This window comes from Actinoplanes sp. CA-142083 (assembly GCF_050942195.1).
Classification (GTDB): Bacteria; Actinomycetota; Actinomycetes; order Mycobacteriales; family Micromonosporaceae; genus Actinoplanes.
The window spans coordinates 4801582-4820690 of the sequence record NZ_CP192076.1; the positions used below are offsets into that span (position 1 = coordinate 4801582).

The 19109-nt window shown below is 71.1% G+C and carries 20 protein-coding genes and 1 tRNA gene; 8 read left to right on the plus strand and 13 right to left on the minus strand.

All coding sequences use genetic code 11. The features are described 5' to 3' along the window. Positions 1–23 precede the first annotated feature (23 nt). Complete coding sequence (locus tag ACQPZX_RS21940) at positions 24–548, plus strand: hypothetical protein (RefSeq protein ID WP_433383653.1); 525 nt, start codon at positions 24–26, stop codon at positions 546–548. Positions 549–597: 49 nt separating this feature from the next. Here the strand turns inward: ACQPZX_RS21940 and ACQPZX_RS21945 are convergent, their stop codons facing one another. Together ACQPZX_RS21945 and ACQPZX_RS21950 are read right to left on the minus strand one after the other, a co-directional pair. Then, entirely contained in the window at positions 598–1650 is a 1053-nt protein-coding gene (locus ACQPZX_RS21945; protein WP_433383655.1) for a glycoside hydrolase family 26 protein, read from the minus strand. A 261-nt stretch (positions 1651–1911) separates the two neighbouring features. Then, the gene (locus ACQPZX_RS21950) at positions 1912–2406 is read right to left on the minus strand and encodes an RrF2 family transcriptional regulator (protein ID WP_433383657.1); all 495 of its coding nucleotides are present in this window, start codon (positions 2404–2406) and stop codon (positions 1912–1914) included. Positions 2407–2490: 84 nt separating this feature from the next. Between ACQPZX_RS21950 and ACQPZX_RS21955 the strand changes: the two genes are divergently transcribed. Genes ACQPZX_RS21955 through ACQPZX_RS21965 form a run of 3 tightly spaced genes read left to right on the plus strand, consistent with a single transcriptional unit; the run spans position 2491 to position 4291 of the window. Further along, entirely contained in the window at positions 2491–3246 is a 756-nt protein-coding gene (locus ACQPZX_RS21955; RefSeq protein WP_433383659.1) for an SDR family oxidoreductase, read from the plus strand. A 47-nt stretch (positions 3247–3293) separates the two neighbouring features. After that, complete coding sequence (locus tag ACQPZX_RS21960) at positions 3294–3968, plus strand: hypothetical protein (RefSeq protein WP_433383661.1); 675 nt, start codon at positions 3294–3296, stop codon at positions 3966–3968. A 26-nt stretch (positions 3969–3994) separates the two neighbouring features. Beyond that, entirely contained in the window at positions 3995–4291 is a 297-nt protein-coding gene (locus ACQPZX_RS21965) for a hypothetical protein (protein WP_433383663.1), read from the plus strand. Here the strand turns inward: ACQPZX_RS21965 and ACQPZX_RS21970 are convergent, their stop codons facing one another. Beyond that, entirely contained in the window at positions 4292–4612 is a 321-nt protein-coding gene (locus ACQPZX_RS21970) for an STAS domain-containing protein (protein WP_433383665.1), read from the minus strand. It lies immediately after the preceding gene. 10 nt (positions 4613–4622) lie between these two features. Next, entirely contained in the window at positions 4623–6281 is a 1659-nt protein-coding gene (locus ACQPZX_RS21975) for an FAD-dependent oxidoreductase (RefSeq protein ID WP_433383667.1), read from the minus strand. 62 nt (positions 6282–6343) lie between these two features. On the opposite strand from ACQPZX_RS21975, the gene ACQPZX_RS21980 reads away from it, so the two are divergent. Then, positions 6344–6416 (plus strand) — tRNA-Gly (locus tag ACQPZX_RS21980). Positions 6417–6587: 171 nt separating this feature from the next. On the opposite strand, the gene ACQPZX_RS21985 is transcribed toward ACQPZX_RS21980, so the two are convergent. From ACQPZX_RS21985 to ACQPZX_RS22000, 4 genes are read right to left on the minus strand one after another with little or no spacing between them, the layout of a single operon-like run. Then, positions 6588–7757, minus strand: a complete 1170-nt coding sequence (locus ACQPZX_RS21985) for an ABC transporter permease (protein ID WP_433383669.1) — start codon at positions 7755–7757, stop codon at positions 6588–6590. Next, positions 7754–8416 (minus strand): ABC transporter ATP-binding protein, encoded by a 663-nt coding sequence (locus tag ACQPZX_RS21990; protein ID WP_433383671.1) that lies wholly within the window; start codon positions 8414–8416, stop codon positions 7754–7756. Before ACQPZX_RS21990 ends, ACQPZX_RS21985 begins: the two co-directional genes overlap by 4 nt. Further along, positions 8413–9423, minus strand: coding sequence for a hypothetical protein (locus tag ACQPZX_RS21995; protein WP_433383673.1), 1011 nt, complete (start codon positions 9421–9423; stop codon positions 8413–8415). Before ACQPZX_RS21995 ends, ACQPZX_RS21990 begins: the two co-directional genes overlap by 4 nt. Further along, positions 9410–9958, minus strand: a complete 549-nt coding sequence (locus tag ACQPZX_RS22000; RefSeq protein ID WP_433383674.1) for a hypothetical protein — start codon at positions 9956–9958, stop codon at positions 9410–9412. Before ACQPZX_RS22000 ends, ACQPZX_RS21995 begins: the two co-directional genes overlap by 14 nt. Before the next feature lie 81 nt (positions 9959–10039). On the opposite strand from ACQPZX_RS22000, the gene ACQPZX_RS22005 reads away from it, so the two are divergent. The 3 genes from ACQPZX_RS22005 (at position 10040) to ACQPZX_RS22015 (ending at position 13132) form a co-directional block, all read left to right on the plus strand. Then, the gene (locus tag ACQPZX_RS22005) at positions 10040–10702 is read left to right on the plus strand and encodes a response regulator transcription factor (protein ID WP_433383676.1); all 663 of its coding nucleotides are present in this window, start codon (positions 10040–10042) and stop codon (positions 10700–10702) included. Next, positions 10702–12444, plus strand: a complete 1743-nt coding sequence (locus ACQPZX_RS22010) for a sensor histidine kinase (protein ID WP_433385374.1) — start codon at positions 10702–10704, stop codon at positions 12442–12444. The genes ACQPZX_RS22005 and ACQPZX_RS22010 overlap by 1 nt, the downstream gene beginning before the upstream one ends. Positions 12445–12547: 103 nt before the next feature. After that, positions 12548–13132: a peptidase inhibitor family I36 protein gene (locus ACQPZX_RS22015; protein WP_433383678.1), complete on the plus strand. Its 585-nt coding sequence runs from the start codon at positions 12548–12550 to the stop codon at positions 13130–13132. Positions 13133–13135: 3 nt separating this feature from the next. On the opposite strand, the gene ACQPZX_RS22020 is transcribed toward ACQPZX_RS22015, so the two are convergent. From ACQPZX_RS22020 to ACQPZX_RS22040, 5 genes are read right to left on the minus strand one after another with little or no spacing between them, the layout of a single operon-like run. After that, a complete protein-coding gene (locus ACQPZX_RS22020) occupies positions 13136–14143 on the minus strand; it encodes a LacI family DNA-binding transcriptional regulator (RefSeq protein WP_433383680.1) in 1008 nt (335 codons plus the stop codon). A gap of 28 nt (positions 14144–14171) precedes the next feature. Further along, positions 14172–16040: a glycoside hydrolase family 127 protein gene (locus ACQPZX_RS22025; RefSeq protein ID WP_433383682.1), complete on the minus strand. Its 1869-nt coding sequence runs from the start codon at positions 16038–16040 to the stop codon at positions 14172–14174. A gap of 8 nt (positions 16041–16048) precedes the next feature. Beyond that, complete coding sequence (locus tag ACQPZX_RS22030) at positions 16049–16858, minus strand: carbohydrate ABC transporter permease (protein WP_433383684.1); 810 nt, start codon at positions 16856–16858, stop codon at positions 16049–16051. Next, entirely contained in the window at positions 16855–17784 is a 930-nt protein-coding gene (locus ACQPZX_RS22035) for a carbohydrate ABC transporter permease (protein ID WP_433385377.1), read from the minus strand. The genes ACQPZX_RS22030 and ACQPZX_RS22035 overlap by 4 nt, the downstream gene beginning before the upstream one ends. Before the next feature lie 5 nt (positions 17785–17789). Further along, positions 17790–19040 carry a sugar ABC transporter substrate-binding protein gene (locus ACQPZX_RS22040; protein ID WP_433383686.1) on the minus strand — a complete coding sequence of 417 codons (1251 nt, stop codon included), beginning with the start codon at positions 19038–19040 and terminating at the stop codon, positions 17790–17792. Between the last annotated feature and the right edge of the window lie 69 nt (positions 19041–19109).

Genomic DNA, 19109 nt, shown 5'->3' on the forward strand with positions numbered 1-19109 from the left:
CATTGATCGGCGACCATGGCCCCATGGCGATGGAGTGGCTGGCGCCGGTGGTCACCGGCGTGATCGGGCTTGGCGGCATAGCGGGCACCTACGCGGCGGCGGCAGCACAGCGACGGTTCCAGATCGACTCGATCAAGCAGCAGCAGAGGTACGACTGGGCCAAGACCGAGGCCGCCAAGCGCGAGGAGGCATACCTCACCTACGCGGAGGCGCTCAAGGAAACTGTCGTGATCGTCATGGGCAGGGCGAGAGACAAGGGCGACTTCAAGTACACCGATCGGCTGGACCGGGAAACATGCGTGCGAAGGCTCGCCGACGCGCGGCTCCCTCGCGAGAGAGCGTGGGAACGACTGTCGCTCCAGAGTGAGAGCCACGTCAGGGAGGCGGCCAAGGAGTTGTACGAATGGCTCGCACAGATGGAGGACTACGCAAGAGACGAGCCCGGCGTGCAGGTGCCCTGGAACGAGTTGTGGGACGGGTACGAAGTGCGAAGGGAAGCCTTTCGCGCGGCCGCCCGCAGCAGTATCCGCGTCGGCTCGGTCGCGTAGGCATGGAAAGGGGTGAGCCGCCCGGCGTGGGCCGGGCGGCTCGTCGTGGTTATCGGAGCTGGACGTTGAACATCGGGTTCGTGGCCAGCTTCTTGAAGGTGGTCAGGCTCTTCGCCGAGCTGTTGATGCTGATGTCGCGGTCGCCGAAGGCGTCCTTCTTCGTGTCGAAGTAGACGATCGCCTTGATGGCGGGGCGCTTGCGCAGCTCGGGCAGGACGCTGTTGTACTGGGCGGACTTGTCGGTGACCCTGCCGACGCGGTGGTAGACGCCCCACTCGGCGACCATGATGGGCTTGCTCTTGTGGTTGCGCACGGCCCAGTCGTAGAAGCCGACGCCGCCGGGGGCGCGACGGTCGAGCAGGTCGCCGAACATGCCGTGGTGGTAGTAGTTCTGCTCGGCGCTCACGTACGAGTCGAGGCCGACCCAGTCGACGACGTCGTCACCGGGGTACAGGTCCTTCCACCACGACTGCGCCATCCACTTCTCGTTGCCCATGTAGGCGACGACGCTGACCGCGTTGCTGACGCCCTTCGAGCGCAGGCGCTGGATGACGTGGCGGAACGACGCGCGGAAGTCCTTGGCCGTCATGCCGGAGCCGGCGTTGGGGCGCACGTCGTCCTCGGGCTCGTGGTTGAGCACCAGGAAGAACTTCTTGTTCGCGTACGTCGACTTGATGCGCGCCGCGAAGGCGTCGATGCGCTTGTCGAGCTTGCCGGCGGCGACGTTCGCCCAGGTCGAGCCGTATTCGACGCGCCAGTTCAGGAGCAGCACCCGGGGGTGCGCCTTGTCCTGGGTCATCGCGATCTCGGCGGCGGTGGGGAACTTCTCGTCACCCTTGTGGTACGTGTGGAAGATGGTGGAGGTGCGCCCGGAGAGCTTCTCCCAGGTGCGCAGCTCGTGGTCGCGCGGCAGGCTCGTGAAACCGCCGGCGGCGGCGCCCCACAGCACGTTGCAGCTCGGCACCAGCTTGGCGTTGGTCACGCACGCGGTCTTGGCGACCGGCGCGTCGGCCGCGGCCTGCGCCGCCTGGCCGGCTCCGCCCAGGGCGGCACCGACACCGGCGAGCACAGCGGCAAGCGAGTACACGGACTTGCGAAACATTCAATCTCCCCCGCGTTGTCCAGCCGCGTTGTCGGCCGGGCATGGGAAAGAGATTCCGGGGCGTACGGTGCACGGCAAGTGCCCACCTGGGTGCTGGGTGGTTGCGTCCGGCGGACCCCGGATGGGTCGACGTGGCGATCGGCGGCGGGACTACCGGGTTGAGGGTTCCGGGCCGCCCCTACAAGATGTAGGTGTGAGGCTCCCGGCGCGCCCAGCCCCCGTGGGGCGTGCCGTGGGCCCGGAGGGGCGGCCCGGTCTCTCTCACACCCCCCGGGCTGCCCCTTCGGTGCTGAGCCAGGCGCGGACGCCGGCCAGGACGCCGGGGCCGTGCTCGCCGGTGACGTCGGCGGCCAGGTCGGCGATGGTCACCGAGCGCAGGGAAGCGCGCCAGGCGTCGTCGGCGGCGAGCATCGACTTGTGGATCGCGCACGGGGTGCGGCAGGCCTCCGGAGAGGCGGGCAGCGGGCCGCGGGTGCGGACGTCGGTGCAGATGAAGGCGGGGGAGTGGCCGTCGATCGCCTCGACCACGTCCAGCACGGTGATCTCCGACGGCGGGCGGCTCAGCGCGTAACCCCCCGCGTGGCCCTGCACGGAGTGGATCAGGCCGGCCCGGGACAGCGCCTGGAGCTGTTTGGCCAGGTATGTGGGGGAGACGTCGTGCATCTCGGCGAGGCGGGCGGCGGGAACCGGACGATTGGCGGCGGTCAGCGCGAACGCGCAGTGCAGGGCCCACTCGACACCGCCGGACATCTTCATGGTCACACCCTACTTGACTCGGATAGATCTTGTCCGGGTAGAGTCCCGGACAACAGATATCCGAGTTGGGGGAGCGTGGAAGCCATGAAGGTTGTCGTCTTCGGGGGCAACGGGCAGATCGGGCGCAAGCTGATCAAGCTGCTGGCGGCGGAGGGACACGAGGCGGTCGCGGCGTCGCGGTCGACCGGCGTCGACGCGGTCACCAGGAAAGGGCTGGCCGAGGCTCTGGCCGGCGCGCAGGTGGTGGTCGACGTGATGAACGCGCCCGCGTGGGGCGACGACGAGGTGCTGAACTTCTTCCGGACCTCGTCGCGCAACATGGTCGAGGCGGAGAAGGCCGCAGGCGTCGGGCACCACATCGCGCTCACGATCGTCGGCGCCGACCGCAACCCGGACAGTGGCTACCAGCGCGCCAAGGTCGCCCAGGAGAAGGTGATCGAGGCGTCCGGCGTGCCGTACACGATCGTGCGCGCCACCCAGTTCTACGAGTTCCTGGAGACGATCGCGGACGCGTCGACCGTCGACGGCGTGGTGCACGCGCCGGTGGGCCAGTTCCAGCCGGTGGCGGCCGACGACGTGGCGGCGGAGCTGGCCGAGGTGGCCGTGGCCGAGCCGGCGAACGCGATCGTCGACCTGGCCGGGCCCGAGTCGCTCTCGATGGGCGACTTCCTGCGGCGATTCCTCGATGCCACGTACGACAAGCGCAAGGTCGTCGACGATCCGGAGGCCACGTATTTCGGCGGCCTGCTGTCGGAGAAGTCGTTGGTGCCGACCGGAGAGGCACGCATCGGGGCCATGACCTTCCCCGAGTGGCTCAGCCGCCCGGAGGGTGCTCGATAGCCGAGCAGGTCGAAAATCGTGGTATCGATACGTTACGGTGCCACCTCATGGTGGAGATGATCGAAGTTGGGGACTTCTCGCGGTCCCGGCGCGTGGACACGGTCACGGCGGCGAGCATCGTGCTCACCATCAACGCCGCGCTGTTCCTGCTGATCGCGGTGGTGGGCGCGCCGTTCCTGGCCTACATCTTCGCCGACGACGACACCGGCACGTGGGATCGCATGTGGCCGCTGGTCACCTGGTGGGTCGTGGCGGCCGGGCTCGGCGCCGCGTCCGCCCGGGTGGCCGTGCAGGCCATCGGCCGCGGCAACCACGACTTCCGCCGCAGCGGCATCGCGGCCGCGCTGGCCACCGCGGCCGCGATCAGCGTGCTGGTCGTGACCTCGTTCGGGCGGTCGCCGTTCATCGCCGCGGTGGGCGGGCTGTTCGCCCTCGCCAACCTCTTCGCCGCCTTCGCCCTCCGCAATTCCGACGACCCGGTCGCGGAGGAGGAGTTCGAGCTCGAGGAAGACGAAGAGGAAGACGCGATCGAAGAGGACGCGTACGAGGAAGAGCCCGAGCCGGAAGAGGAAGCCCCGGCGCGGGAGACGATCGAGTTGTCGCCGCGGGCGAATCGCGGACCCGGCCGGGCCGCGCCCGCGGCCGCGCGGCGGCGCATGCGCCGGCAGGCGGCACTGGTGACGCTCACCGGCGTACGGATGACCCGCCGCCCCCGGCGCTGATCACTGCCCCGGCTACCATGCCTGGCATGACGGACGGGTTGCGGCAGTTGCGCTGGTATGCGGTGCTCGCCGCGGTGCTCTTCGGCATCGTGCCGATGACCATGGTGAGCCTGCTGGTGGCCCAGGAGAAGACGCCGCAATCGGTGGGCCTGCTGCTCATCGGCGGCATCCCGCTGGTCATCGCCGCGATCGTCTACGCCGTGATCGGCCTGGCCCACGACGACCCCGAGGTGGCGGCGCACCGCCTGCGCCGCAGCATGGCCCTGGTCGCCATCGCCGACGTCCTGGTCCTGGGCGGCAACGCTTTGATCAGAATGGGTTGATCAGAGCCCGAAGACGTGCCCGAGCCCGGTCACCTCGATCGCCTTGCGCACCGGCGGCGACGGCTCGGCGAGGGTGAGCGTGACGCCCTTGGCGGCGGCGCTGTTGCGGGCGCTGACCAGCGCCCCCAGTCCGTACGAGTCGATGAACCCCAGCTCGCTGACGTCGATCCGCAGGTAGCGGCAGCCCGCCACGCCCGCCGCGGCGGCGAGGCTGTCACGGACGTCGTCGGCGCGATCCAGGTCGAGCTCACCGGCGAGCGCGGCGACCACGAGGCCGTCGGGATCCGCCGGCTCGTACCGGATCGTAGGGTCGTTCGGCATTCGCCAGATGCTACCCGAGGGCCAGCGCACGGTGCACGGAGCGGACGGCGCTGGCCCCCTCGCCGACGGCCGCCGCGACCCGCTTCATCGAGTCCAGCCGGACGTCCCCGGCGGCGAAGACTCCGGGAACGCTCGTCTCGAACGGCAGCGGATCACGCCCCGCGCCCGTCCATCGCGACCCCAGCTGCACGTCGGTCAGCACGAACCCCTTCGGGTCGAGCGCCACATCGGAGAGCCACGACGTGGCCGGCGCCGCCCCGATGAAGCAGAACAGCCCGAAGCACCCGCACGCCGCCGACATATCGGGGGAGGTCAGCGTGATCTCGTCCAGCCGCGTGCTGCCGTGCAGGGCGGTGACCTGCGTGGACGTCCGCACCTCGATGCCCGGGTCGGCGAGGATCCGTTCGACGAGGTAGCTCGACATCTTCGCGTACAGATCGGGACCCCGGACCACGAGCGTGACCTTCCGCGCCCGCCGCGCCAGATAGATCGCCGCCTGCCCGGCGGAGTTCGCCCCGCCGACCACCGTGACCGGCAGCCCGGCCACCGCCTGCGCCTCCAGATCGGTCGCCGCGTAGTAGATGCCCGAGCCCACGAAGTCAGGCCAGCGTTCGAGCGGCAGGTTGCGGTAGGCCGCGCCGGTCGCGATCAGCACCGTCCGGGTCGGGATCTCGGTGCCGTCGACCAGCGTGATCACGTGCCCGTCGGCCGAGGTGCGCAGCGAGCCGACGCCGCACGGGCTGCCCAGGTGGGCCCCGAACTTCAGCGCCTGCACGGCGGCCCGCCCGGTCAGCGCGGCACCGCTGAGCCCGAACGGGAAGCCCATGTAGTTCTCGATGCGGGAGCTCGCGGCCGCCTGCCCGCCGGTGGCGACCGCGTCGAGCAGCACCGTCTCCAGGCCCTCGGACGCGCCGTAGACCGCCGCCGCCAGCCCGGCCGGCCCGGCGCCCACGATCGTGAGGTCGGCGACCCCTTTCGGGGTACGCCGATAGGTGAGACCCAGATGCTGGCTGAGGATCCCCGGGTTGACCGAGCGCAGCGTCTCCCGCGGCGTCACCACGGCCGGCAGATCGGTGGCGGCCAGCCCGGCCTCGGTCATCGCCCGGCGGCCCGCTTCCGACGTGTGCGCCAGCCAGAGATGCGGCTGCTCCTGCCTCTTCAGGAAGGTCTGCAGCGCGATCCCGGCGCCGGTCGACTCGTCGCCGATGATCTCGAGGTTGCGCCCCGAGCGGTCGGCGAGCAGCAGCCGCCGGGCCAGGAACGCGTGCAGCAGCAGGTCGCTGAGCTCGGTGTCGCGGGCCATCAGCAGGCGGAACGCGGCCTCGTCGATCCGGTGGATCAGGCCGGGCGCGCTGACCCGGGCCGACAGCAGGCGGGTCTGCCCGGTCAGCAGGTTCATCTCGCCCAGGAACTGCCCGGCGCCGGCGGTCAGGAACAGCTCCTCGGGCGCGGTCGCGGTGGGCGTGCGCACCACCTCGGCGGTGGCCGTCTCGACCAGGATGAGATCGCAGTTCTCGTCGCCGACGTCGTAGAGGATCTCACCGGCCTCGGCCTGGTGCCGCGTGCCGTACCCGGCCAGGCGGGCGAACTGTTCGGGCGTGAGCACCGGGAAGGCCCAGACGCTCATCTCAGCCGGCGACTCGCCGAGCTCGGGGAAGGACGACACCACCGGGGAATCGTCGCAGGGCTGCGCGCGATCCTCAACGCGCTTCCGGTATGGTCTTCCTCAACGCGGACGTAGCGCAGCTGGTAGCGCATCACCTTGCCAAGGTGAGGGTCGCGGGTTCGAATCCCGTCGTCCGCTCTTCTCCGAGGGCCTGTGTCGAAGTAGGGGCCGGAGCGAGGCGAGGTCCAGGTGTCGTCTGGGCGTGCGACGCGGGCGCCCGAATACCGGGGTTGTATTGGGGTGTTCGCGTCGTGCGGCCAGACGGCGGCTGGGCCACGCCGCAGCCCGTCTCCTACTTCGACACAGGCCCTAGGTCGAGGCCAGCGCCGAGGTCGGCGTGAGGCGAGCCGCCCGGACGGCCGGGTAGACCCCCGCGAGCACCCCCGCCACCGTCGCGCCCGCGAGCCCCAGCGCCAGCGGTCCGGCCGGGATCACGACCGGCCACCGCTGCCACAGGGCGTACCCGATGGTGGCGAGCACGCCGAGCAGAGCGCCGGAAAGCCCGCCCAGGGCCGAGAGCAGCACCGACTCGGTGAGGAACTGCGCCCGGATCTGCCCGCGGTGCGCGCCCAGCGCCCGCCGCAGCCCGATCTCCCGCCGCCGCTCCAGCACCGAGATGACCATCGTGTTCGCCACCCCGACCGCGCCGACCAGCAGCGACACCGCCGCCAAGCCGAGGAACAGCGCCCCGAACGTGCGGTCGCCCTCCTGTTTGGCGGCGAGGGCGTCGGACGGCCGGCTCACCTGCACAAAGCCCGGCAGCGCCGGGTTGACCGTCGCCGGCAGCACCGCCCGGACGTCGTCGAGCGCCTCCTCCCGCGCTCGCACGTAGAGGACCGTGGGCCGGCCGTCGAAGCCGAGCACCGACTGGGCCGCCTCCCAGCCGACCAGCACCGCCTGGTCGAGGTCGGGCGCGAGCGGCGCCGGCGCCATGATGCCGATGACGGTGAACCACCGGTCGCCGATGGTGACCTTGGGCGGCGAGAGCGGCGGGACCGACGAATATCCGAGCCGCGTGGCCGCCTCGTACCCCAGAACCGCCGTCGGGAAGCGTGACGTGGCCGCCCCGAGGAACCCACCGGAAAGCATCTTGCCGCCGACGGCGGCGAGGAGGTCGGTGCGCGCGGCGAGCACGCTGAGGCCGGAGCCGTCGTGCGGGTCGACGAGGTCCGAGCGGCGCACCACGGCGTGCGTGTTGGCGATCGCGCTGACCTGGGTGACCGGGCCGATCCGCGCGACCATGCCGGGCGCCGTGGCGGGAAGTGAGGGCGGAGTCGCGTCCGAGGTCACCGGCTGCACGCGCAGCAGATTCGTGCCGAGCGCGGCCAGGCGGTCGGCGAGCGCCTGCCGTCCGGCCGCGGGAATGCCGGTGACCACCACCATCGTGGCCACGCCGATGGCGATGCCGAGCGCCGACAGCACGGCCCGGAGGCGGCGGCTGCGCAGGCCGAGCAGGCCCAGCAGGAACGTGTCGATCACGCGACGATCCGCCCGTCGCGCAGGGTGATCCGCCGCGGCAGCCGCGCCGCCACGTCCCGGTCGTGGGTGATCACCGCGATGGTTGTGCCGAGGCGTTTGTTGATGTCGATGAGCAGGTCGAGAACCGCGGTTCCGGTCGCGGTGTCGAGGGCGCCGGTCGGCTCGTCGGCGAGCACCAACGCCGGCCTGTGCACGAGCGCGCGGGCGATCGCGACGCGCTGTTTCTCGCCGCCGGAAAGTTGCTGCGGCCGATGACCCGCGCGATGGCCGAGACCGACCTGCCGCAGGGCCTCTTCCGCGAGCGCGCGGCGTTTGTTACGCGGCGTTCGCGTGTACAACAGCGCCGTCGCGACGTTATCCACAGCCGTGAGCCCGTCCAGGAGATGGAAGTGCTGAAAGACAAAGCCGATCCGGGTGCCGCGCAGGGCGGAGAGACGGCGGTCGCGCAGGGCGCCGGCATCGACACCATCGACGCGCACGGATCCGGAGCTCGGCGCATCGAGGGTGCCCATGATGTTCAGCAGCGTCGACTTCCCTGATCCGGACCGCCCCACGATCGCCAGCAACTCGCCCGGGTGCACGCTCAGCGACACGTCATCGAGGGCGACCACCCCGCCCGCGTACGCCTTCGTCACGCCCTTCAAGTCGAGGACCGTCACGGCGTCGTCACCACTTCCAGGCCCTCGGCCACCTGCGGCCCGCTCACCTCGACGAGGCCGCCGGCGAACATCCCGATCCGGGCCGGCACCAGCGAGCCGTCCCGCTTCTGCAGCGCGTACCCGCCCTCGCGCAGCGCGACCAGCGCGCCCACCGGGACCGAGAGCACGCCCTTGCGGGCCGCCGTGGTGAACCGCACCTGCACCGCCGCCGCGTCGAGTTTCGCCACGTCGGCGGGCTTGGTGAGGCGGATTGTCACGGAAACTTTCGGCGGCTCGCCCGCCTCGGCCGGCGAAACTTGGGTGCCGACCGAGCGCACCACCCCGGGCGTCTGGCCGCCGCTCGGCAGCAGCGTGCTCACCGCCGCGCCGACCCGGATCGAGCTCGCGTCGGTGGCCGCGACCGGCACCGACACCACCTTCGTCGCGCCGGTGACCGTGAGCAGGTCGCCGCCGGCCGGGTCACCGGGCCGGGCGGTGACCGCGCTGACCCGGCCCGGGCCGTCGAGAACGACGGCCCGCTGGGGCGTGACGAAGCTGGGGGAGGGGATGTCGAGGTCGTGCTGCCACCGCTTGGCGGCGTCGAGCAACTTGGCGTCGAGCACGTCCCGATCCCGTACGCGCATCGACGCGTACCCGAGAAGGGCCAGATTTTCCCGCAGCTCCGCCACGTCCCGGCCGGTCAGGCCGGGCTTGTCCAGCGGCCGGAACAGGGGAGTGTCGCCGAACAGCACGGCCACCGGCTGGTCGTCGACCCGGAACAGCGCCTTGCCCCGGCGCACCTTGGCGCCCACCGCCGGAAGCTGGGTGACGATGCCGGTCCCGCTGCCGCGCACCTTCACGCCCGCGCCGTAGTCCAGCGTCCCCGGCAGCAACCGGCTGTCGGCCAGGTCGGCTTTCGTGACGGTCGCGAAAGTCAGCGACGGCACGGCGGCGGCCGGTGCCGTGGCCGGCCGGCAGCCGCCCGCGGCCAGCACCAGAGCGACCACGGACAACCTAATCGCCCGCACCGAACGCCTCCTTGACGCACGCCTGCTCGATCTCGTCCTGGTTGGGCGGGATCGCGACGTCGGAGCTGTCGTAGGTCCATTCGCCGGGCACGGTGACGTGCACCTTGAGGCCGTGCTTGCGCAGGCAGCGCACGTTGTCGTTCCACTGCTCGGCGAACCGCGGGTTGCTGTCGGGGTCGAGCTCCTTGGGCTGCAGGGGCAGCTTGTTCGCGCAGGCGAGGTAGGCCGCCTTGGGCTCGCCGCTGTCGTCGAGGCGCCGCGTCGCGCCGGCCGGGGCGGCCTCCTGCACCGGGACCATCTTGACGCCGTGCCCGACCAGGCAGTCGTCGTAGGCGGTGAAGAGGCGGTCGCGCTCCTCGTCGCTGGTGTCGAGCCGCAACTGAGGCCGTTGTCCGGCCGTTTTCGCCGGCGAGGGTGTCGCCGCCGACGGAGCGCCGGCCAGCGTCGCGACCTCCGGCTGCTTCGCGGGCGACGAGCAGGCGCCGAGCGGGGCCAGCGCGGCCAGTGCGGCCGCGGCGATGATGAGTTTCCGCATGCCGAGCGACAGTGCCGGGGACTTTTATGGAACCTGTCAGGAATCCGTGAGCGGGTGATGTTGCCGCCTACACTCGCCGCCATGTGTGCGCACGTGCTGGTGGCCGAGGACGACGCGAAACAGGCGGAGCTGGTGCGCCGCTACCTCGAGCACGACGGGCACTCCGTCACGGTGGTCGGCGACGGCCGGTCCGCGCTCGAACAGTGGCGGCGCGGCGGGCCCGACCTGCTGGTCCTCGACGTGATGATGCCGCGGATGGACGGGCTCGACGTGTGCCGGGCGCTGCGCCGCGAGTCCGATCTGCCGGTGCTGATGCTGACCGCGCGGGCGACCGAGGACGACCTGCTGCTCGGCCTCGGCCTGGGCGCCGACGACTACCTGACCAAGCCGTACAGCCCTCGAGAGCTGGCCGCCCGGGTGCGCACGCTGCTGCGACGCTCCGCGCCCCGGCCGTCCGCGCTGCGGGTGGGTGCGTTGCGGGTCGATCCCGTACGTCATGAGGTGTTCCTCGGCGATCGCCCGGTCGACTGCACGCCCGGCGAGTTCCAGCTGCTGGAGGCCCTGGCCGAGGAGCCGGGCCGGGTGTTCACGCGGGCCCAGCTGCTGCGCCGCCTGCACGGGTTCGACCGGTACGTGACGGTGCGCACGGTAGACGTACACGTGATGAATCTCCGCAAGAAGTTGCGCGAGCCCGACCTGCTGGTGACCGTGTACGGGGTTGGCTACAAGCTCGCCGCCGCGTGATGCGCTCGCTGCGGGTGCGCCTGCTCGCCGCCCTCGCCGTGGTCTCCATCTGCTCGATCGCGGCGACCGCGTGGCTGGCCGTGCGCACCACGACCCGGGCGATCCGGCAGGAGCAGGCGCAGGCCCTCACCGACGACGCCCGCGTCTACGACACGCTGCTCGGCTACGCCGCCACCCACCGTTCCTGGTCCGGCGCCGCGCCGCTGGTGCAGTCCCTCGCGCGATCGACCGGTCACCGCGTCGCCCTCACCACCTTTGCCGGTCATCCCCTGCTGGATTCCGGCCGGGGAGCGCTGCCGGCCCGCCCGTCGGCCACCGTGGATCCGTTGCAGGACCTCGGCGGCGGCATCGACGGCCGCGCGGTCGGCCCGTTCATGCTGCCGCCGGCCGAGAAGACCGCCCTGCGCGGCCTGGCCGACCAGGTCGTCACCTGCCTGCGTACGACACCGGCCGGCGACTCGCGCCCGGCCGCCGCGCCCGCGGACCGCGTGGTGCGCCACGCCCGCGTCGTGGTCGGTCCCAGCGGCCGCCCGCTGGTCGAGACGCCCGGCGCCGACCTCAGCCGCGACGACGCCTGCCTGCGCCCGCGCGGCGTCCTGGCCGAGCCGACCGGCACCGAGCGCAAGGCGATCGCCCAGCTCGACGGCCTGGTCAACGCCTGCCTGAGCCCGCATCGTGTGCCGGCGGTCCGGGTCGCGCCCGACTTCGGCTGGCGCTGGCAGGACCCGTCCGCGGTCCGCGCCGGCCTCGGCCAGGACGCCGCCGTGGATCGCTGCCTGGCCCAGGCGCGGCGCTCGCAGCTGACCCCCTACGTGGCGCCGGCCGCGCTGCTGTACCTGACCGCGCCCGGCGCCTCGCCGGTCACCGGCTTCGACCTGTCGCCCGCCAACCGCGCCCGCATCGTCGGGGTGAGCGCCCTGGTCCTGCTGGTGACGATCGCCGGCGGCGCGCTCGTCGGCGGCCGGCTCGCCCGCCCGCTGCGCGCCCTCACCGGCGCCGCCCAGCGGATGCGCGACGGCGACGCCGGGGCACGGGTGCGGGTGACCGGCAACGACGAGATCGCCCGGCTGGGCACGGTCTTCAACGACATGGCCGCCCGCCGCCAGGAGGTCGAGCAGCTGCGCCGCGACCTGGTCGGCGACATCGCCCACGAGATGCGCACCCCGGTCACGAACATCCGCGGCTGGCTCGAGGCGGCCGAGGACGGCGTCGCGACGATGGACCGGGCGCTGGTGTCGTCGCTGCTGGAGGAGGCGCTGCTGCTCTCGCACATCCTCGACGACCTGCGCGACCTGTCCGCGGCCGACGCCGGCGAGCTGCGGTTGCACCCGGGCCCGGTCGACGTCGCCGTGCTGCTGCGGCAGGTCGGGCGCGGTCACCGGGTCGTCGCGCCGCCCGGCCTGATGGTGACCGCCGACCCGCTGCGGCTGCGGCAGGCCGTCACCAACCTGACGACCAATGCCGTCCGGCACTCGCCGCCGGGCGGGACGGTGACGCTCTCCGCCCGGTTGTCTTCGCCATGGGTCGAGATCGAGGTGGCCGACGAGGGGCCGGGCATCGCCGCCGAGGATCTGCCGCTGGTGTTCGAGCGCTTCTGGCGGGCCGAGAAGTCGCGCAGCCGGCAGACCGGCGGCAGCGGGCTGGGGCTGGCCATCACGAAGAAGCTGGTCGAGGCCCATGGCGGCACGGTGACGGCCGCCAGCCCGGGCGGCGCGGTCTTCACCATCCGGCTGCCCGCGTGAGTTGCGGGTTTCTGCAGCACCGTTGAGTGTGGACGGTCGACGCTGCTAGACCAGGGGCGCGCCGGCTGCCACGGGGAAGCCGGGCGACTCGAGGAGGAACGCCGTGTTTCACGCACGACGACTCGCGGCGGCGCTGATCGCCGCGCTGACCCTGGTGGCGGTGGGCGCCACGCGCGCCGACGCCACGCCGCTGCAGGCTTTGAGCCACGACCAGATACTCGACCGGCTGGGCCGGCAGGCGGGCTCCGCCGCCGAGCTGAAGCAGCAGATCGCGTTGCAGATGCGGTACGCACCGGGCGGCGTGCAGACCGCGCCGAACGAGGTGTCCTACGACGGCGGGAAGTTCGTGGTCACGTACGCGATGCCGGGCGCCGTCGCCGCGTTCGGGAATCCCGACGACTGCCCGTTCGACTGGTTCTGCTTCTACGACAACTACGAGTTCGGGTATCCGCGCGGCAAGCTCAGCTCGTGCGGCTGGCAGGACCTCGGCAAGTACAAGTGGAACGACCGCACGGCTTCGGTGCACAACGCCGTCGACGACGTCGTCGACTTCTACAACCACCAGGACTACGGCCACCCGGAGTGGGCTCACGCCCTCGACGAGTACCTGTTCAGCGCGATCGAGTACGGGCGCATCCCCTACGTCGACTACCCGGACCAGGCCGACCACGTGATCCGGCGCTGCTGAGGGTCAGGCCGGGACGGTTGAGTCGCGGATGACCAGCTTGGCCGGGTGCGGGTGGACGCCGGGGGAGGGGTTGCCCTCGATCGCCTGCAGCAGCAGCTCGGCGGCCGCCCGGCCCAGGCCCTCGAGGTCCATGTCGATGCTGGTCAGCGGCGGGCGGCTGGCCAGCGCGATCACGTCCCAATTGTCGAAGCCGGCCAGCGCCACGTCCTGCGGGACACGGCGGCCGGCCTCGCGCAGGGTGTCGGCGGCGCCGCGGGCGATCTGGTCGCTGCCGCAGACGACGGCGTCGAAATCGACCTGCTGGGCGAGGAGCAGGCCGACGCCCTGGCGGCCCCAGGACTCGCTCCACTCGCCGTGCAGCGGTGGGGTCACCGGCTCCAGGCCGTGCCCGGCGAGGCGCTCGATCGTCGCGGCGGCCCGGACCCGGGCCGAGTGGTGGTGCTCGGGGCCGGTCACCACGGCGATCCGGCGGCGGCCCACGGTGAGCAGGTGGTCGACCGCGAGGCGGGCGCCGCCGGGCTCGTCGGGCACGACCGAGCAGTCATCGGGCGACGCCGAGGCGAGGAACGCGTAGACCACCGGGACGCCGGAGGTGGCGGCCAGTGGCGGGCGGGTGCCGGCCCGGCGGCCGGTGACGATGATGCCGTCGACCCGGCGGCCCAGCAGGGTGCGCAGGTGGTGCTGCTCGCGTATCGGGTCGTCGCGGGCGTCGCACAGCAGCACCGACATCTCGCCGGCGCCGAGGGTGTCCTCCGCGCCGATCAGCAGCGGGATGCTGAACCGGCCGATGGTGTCGGTGGTGATCATCCCGACCGTGTAGGTGCGGCCGGCGTGCAGGCTGCGGGCGGCCGGGTTGGGGTGGAAGTCGAGCTGGTCGGCGGCCTGGCGGACGCGGGCGATCGTGTCGGCCCGCAGGGAGCCCCGGCCGTTGAGCGCCTTCGACGCGGTGCCGACCGAGACGCCCGCCAGGGCTGCCACATCGCGGATGGTGGCGGTACGCGGCCGGTGCATCTGAGCAACGTACCGCCCCGGGGAAACCTCAGGTCAACGGGATCCATACGCGCATCGGGCCGGGCGCGCGGTTCGCCCAGAGGAAGTAGGGGATGGCCGGCGCGGTCACCGATTCCGAGCCGGGCGTGGCGTCCGCGAGCGGCTGGTAGAGCGGACCCGAGGTGTCCGGACGACGGCGGAACTCCGCGCGGATGGCGGGCGCGAGCTCATGCTCCGCCACCGAGAGCGGCGACGAGGCGTCCAGCTCCCAGTCCTCGAAGGAACCGTCGGCGGCCAGATCCGCGTGCTCCAGGCAGTAGACGACCGGACCCCGGGTCAGGGCCGCACTGCCCCGGACCGCGTCGACCCGCGGATGCGCGGTCACCAGGCGCGGCGGCATCGCCAGCACCAGCGTCACCACGTCGCCGGCCTTCCAGGTACGGGTGATCCGCAGATAGCCCTCCTGGGCGCCGGCGCGCACCAGCGAGCCGTTCACGGTCAGCCGGGCCTCGCGGCACCACGCCGGGACCCGCAGCGCGAGCGTGAACGGGCCCTTGCCGGCCTCCTCGACGGTGATGTCGATCCGCTCGTCCCACGGATAGGACGTGCGCACGCCGAGGCGGAATCCGCCGGCCGTCACCGTGCCCGCCGCATACAGATGCAGCTGCAGGCCATTTTCAAAACCGGTCGCCGCGTACGCCTGCAGCGAGGCCATCAGCCGGGCGAGATTCGGGGGGCAACAGGCACAGGAGTACCAGGTGAGCCGCTGCGACGGAGTGTCCTCATGGGAGCCGTCATGACCCGTACGCAATTGCAGGGGGTTGGAATAGAAGAAGGATCGGCCGTCGCGAGCCGTGCTCCCCGCGATGCCGTTGTAGAGGGCGCGTTCCATCTCGTCGGCGTAACGCGCCTTGCCGGTCGCGAGCAGGAGACGCCATGCGAGCTGGAAACTGCCGATCGCCGCGCAAGTTTCCGCGTAAGCGCGATCCGGCGGCAGCTCGTAGTTGTCGCCGAAGCCCTCGTCCTTGTGCCGCGAGCCCATGCCGCCGGTGAGGTACGTCTTGCCGGCCAGCGCCGACTCCCAGATCCGCTCGACGGCCGCGAGCAGCTCCGCCGAGTGGGTCTCGACGGCCACGTCGACCGCGCCGGCGAGCAGATAGACCTGCCGCACCGCGTGGCCGGTCGCCTCGTCGGTGTCGAGCAGCGGCGCGTGGTCCTGCCAGTAGCGCGGCCCGAAGCGGCCCTCACCCAGCAGCCCGTGCCCGCGCAGGGTCAGAAACCGCTGGGCCAGCGCGAGATACGGCTCGTGGCCGGTCAGCCGGTACAACTCGACCAGCGCGGTCTCCACCTCCGGGTGGCCGTCGATCACGTCCGCGCCGTCCGGCCCGAATTTCCGTACGAGCAGATCGGCGAACCGGCGCGCCACGGTGACCAACTGCGGGCTGCCGGCGGCTCGTGCCGCCGCGACGGCGGCCTGGATCAGGTGCCCCGCGGTGTACATCTCGTGGCTGAACCCCAGGTCGCTCCACTGCTCGTCGCGGTGGTCGACCTGGTAGTACGAGTTCAGGTAGCCGTCGGCGTCCTGCGCCTTCTCCAGCAGCGCCGCGATGTCGGCCATCCACTCCGTGGACCCGCCGGATCTCCCGATCTCCCAGGCCGTCGCCTCGAGGGTCTTGTAGACATCCGTGTCGGCGAACCACATGCCGGCGAACTTCTCGTCCGAGTCGCCGGTCACCCGGCGCAGGTTGGCGAGGTTGCCGTAGGCGGTCAGCTGGTCGAGGCAGTGCGGCAGCGTGGCGGACGCGTTGCGCTCCTGCCAGCCGCCGAGCAGCCCGCCGGGGTCGAGCCGGACGGCGTCGAGCGGCAGCGGGCGCAGCGCGGCGAGCGCCGACGGGGTGGGCGCGGCGGGGCCTTCCATGTGGATCCTCAATCTTTCACGGCGCCGGCGGTGACGCCGGCGGCCACGTAGCGCTGCGCCAGGATGAGCAGCAGCGTTGCGGGGATGGAGGCGATGACGGCGGTGGCCATGATCGCGTTCCATTGCTGGTTGTTGTTGCCGATGTAGTGGTAGATGCCGAGCGTGATGGGCTGGCGGGCGCCGCCGCCGTCGAGCGTCGTGGCGAAGACGAAGTCGGACCACGCCCAGAGGAACGCGAAGAGGCTGACCGTGACGATCGCGTTGCGGCTGACCGGCAGCACCACCGAGCGGAACGTCCGCCACGTCCCGGCGCCGTCGATCTTGGCGGCGTTGAGCAGCTCGCTTGGGATTCCCGACATGAAGGCCGTGAAGATCAGGACCCCGAACGGGACGGCGATGGTCGAGTCGGCGAGGACCAGGCCGGCGGCGCTGTTGAGCACGCCGAGCTTGAGATAGATGGCGTAGAAGCCCATCGCCATGATGATGCCGGGGATCATCTGGGCCATCAGCAGGACGAAGCTCAGCGCCCCGCCACCGCGCGGTCGCAGCTTCGCGAGGGAGTAACCAGCGGGGGCGGACAGGGCGAGGGTGAGCGCCACGGTGCCCAGGCCCACGAGCAGACTCGTACCCAAGTAGGGCATTTGCTGGTCGATGACGGCCCGATATCCCTCGAGCGTGCCGTGGATGGGGAACAGGTAGGGCGGGTCGTGGCGCATGTCGGTGTCCTTGGTGAAGGACACGTTGATCATCCAGTAGACCGGGAAGAGCATGATCGCGGTGAGCAGGATCGCGATGCCGGTCTTGACGCGACTTCTCATGACATGGCCTTCCGCTGGGTGCGGATGTAGAGCAGGCCGAAGATCAGCGCCATGACGATCAGGAGGTTGCCGACGGCCGCGCCCGGCCCGAACTGCGGCAGCAGGTTGCCGAAGCTGAGCTTGTAGGACCAGGTGGCGAAGGTGGTGGACGAGTCCGTCGGGCCGCCCTTCGTCATGATCCAGATGATGTCGAAGACCTTGAGCGTGTAGACCAGGCCGAGCAGCAGCGTGATCGCCGAAACCGGCCGCAGCAGCGGGAAGGTGACCCGCCAGAAGCGTTGCCAGCCGGTCGCGCCGTCGAGCGCGGCGGCCTCGTAGATGTCGCTCGGGATGGCCTGCAGGCCGCTGTAGAGCACGACCAGGTTGAACGGGATGCCGATCCAGATGTTCGCGATGATCACGGACGTGAGTGCCCATTGCGGGGACGTCAGCCAGTTGACTTCGGGGATCTTTAGCGCGCCGAGGACCGCGTTCACCACGCCCGAATCGCTGTTCAGCATCCACGACCAGGTCGAAGAGCTCACGATCAAAGGCAGCAGCCACGGTACGAGGAAGAGCGCTCGCAGAGTGGCCGAGAGCCGGAAGTTCTGGGCGAAGAAGACCGCCAGCGCCATCCCGATCGAGAACTGGAAGATCAGCGATACGCCGGTGAACAGTACCGTGTGGGTCAGCGCCGGCCAGAACGTCGGGTTGTCGATGACCGCCCGGTAGTTGTCGAGGCCGCTGAACGGCGCCCCGCCCTGCACGAACGAGCGGACCGTGTACTTGTGCAGGCTCAGGTCGAGGTTGCGGTAGAGCGGGTACGCGTAGAAGGCGACCAGGTAGATCACGACCGGGGCGAGGAAGCCCCAGGCCGCCCATTGCCCTTTGCTTCTTCGAGGTACCCGTTCCGGGGCGGCGACCGCCGCCTCGGAACGGGTCAGCACGTCGGTCACTTGGTCGCCGCGGCTGCCGCGGTCTGGGCCGCGGTCAGGGCTTCCTGCGGCTGCTTGCTGCCGGAGAGAGCGGCCTGGAACGCCGTCCACATCTGCTCCGAGATCTTCGGGTACTTGGTGCCGAGGTTGTCGCTGGTCCGGCCCTTCGCGGCGCCGACCGCCTCGACCCACACCTTCAGCTCCGGGTTGGCCGCGACCTGCTTCTCCTGGACCGCCTTGGTGGCCGCCACGTACGAGAGGGTCGTGTCCGTCGTGAGCGCATTCTCCTCGTTCGTCAGGCACTTGATGATTTTCTCGCTGGTGGCGTACCTGCCGGTGTCGTTCTGCACCGGGGCGGTCACGAACTCGCCGCCGGTGGGCGCCGGAGCCGTCCCGCCGGCCTGCGCCGGGATCGGGATGATGCCGTACTCGAAGCCGGTCTTCTTGGCGTTGGCCAGCTGCCACGTGCCGTTCTCGCTGAACGCGAAGTCGCCGGTCGCGAACTCCTGCCAGCTCGTGGTCTGCGTGTTGTTGAGAACGGAGTTGGGGGCGTAACCCTTCTTCAGCCAGTCCGTCCACAGGGTCAGCGACGCCACGCCCTGGGCCGAGTCGAGCTGGGTGAGGTTGGCGCCCGAGCCCCAGAACCAGGGCAGGAACTGGAACGAGCCCTCCTCGGTGCCGATCGCCGAGAACGTGATGCCCTTCTTGCCGGCCGCCTTCACCTTCTCGAGCGCGGCGGTCAGGCTCGCCCAGTCCTTGACGGAGGCGGGGTCGACCTTCGCCGCGTCCAGGACCTTCTTGTTGTAGTAGAGCGCGAGTGTGTTCGCGCCGATCGGGATGCCGTAGGTCTTGCCGTCGAGCTGGCCGGCGGCGAGCAGGTTGGGCGAGACCGCCGAAGTGTCGATCTTGGTGTCGTCGGTGGTGGTGAGCACGCCCGCCTCGGCCAGCGTGGAGACCACCGGGTTGTCGACGATCAGCACGTCGGGGGAGTTGCCCTGCTGGGCGGCGAGCAGGGCCTTGTTGGTGAGATCGGTGGTGTCGTAACCGGTGCGCTTGACGGTCACGCCGGCGTCGGTGCCGCACTTCTGCAGCAGCTTGACCCAGTCGGAGGAGTCGTCGAACTGGGGGTACGGGTCCCAGATGTTGTAGGTGCCGCTTGCCGCGTTGCCGCTGTCGCCGGCGCTGTCGTCGTTGGAGCAGGCGGCCGTCATGCCGGCGGCGAGCGACAGGGCGGCCATGGCGCCCCACACCCGGCGGGAGAGGGTCATATTCGGTACCCCTTGGTTTCCGAGGAGGAAGAAACGGAAGGAAAACGATTGCCCTGAACGCTAGGGAGG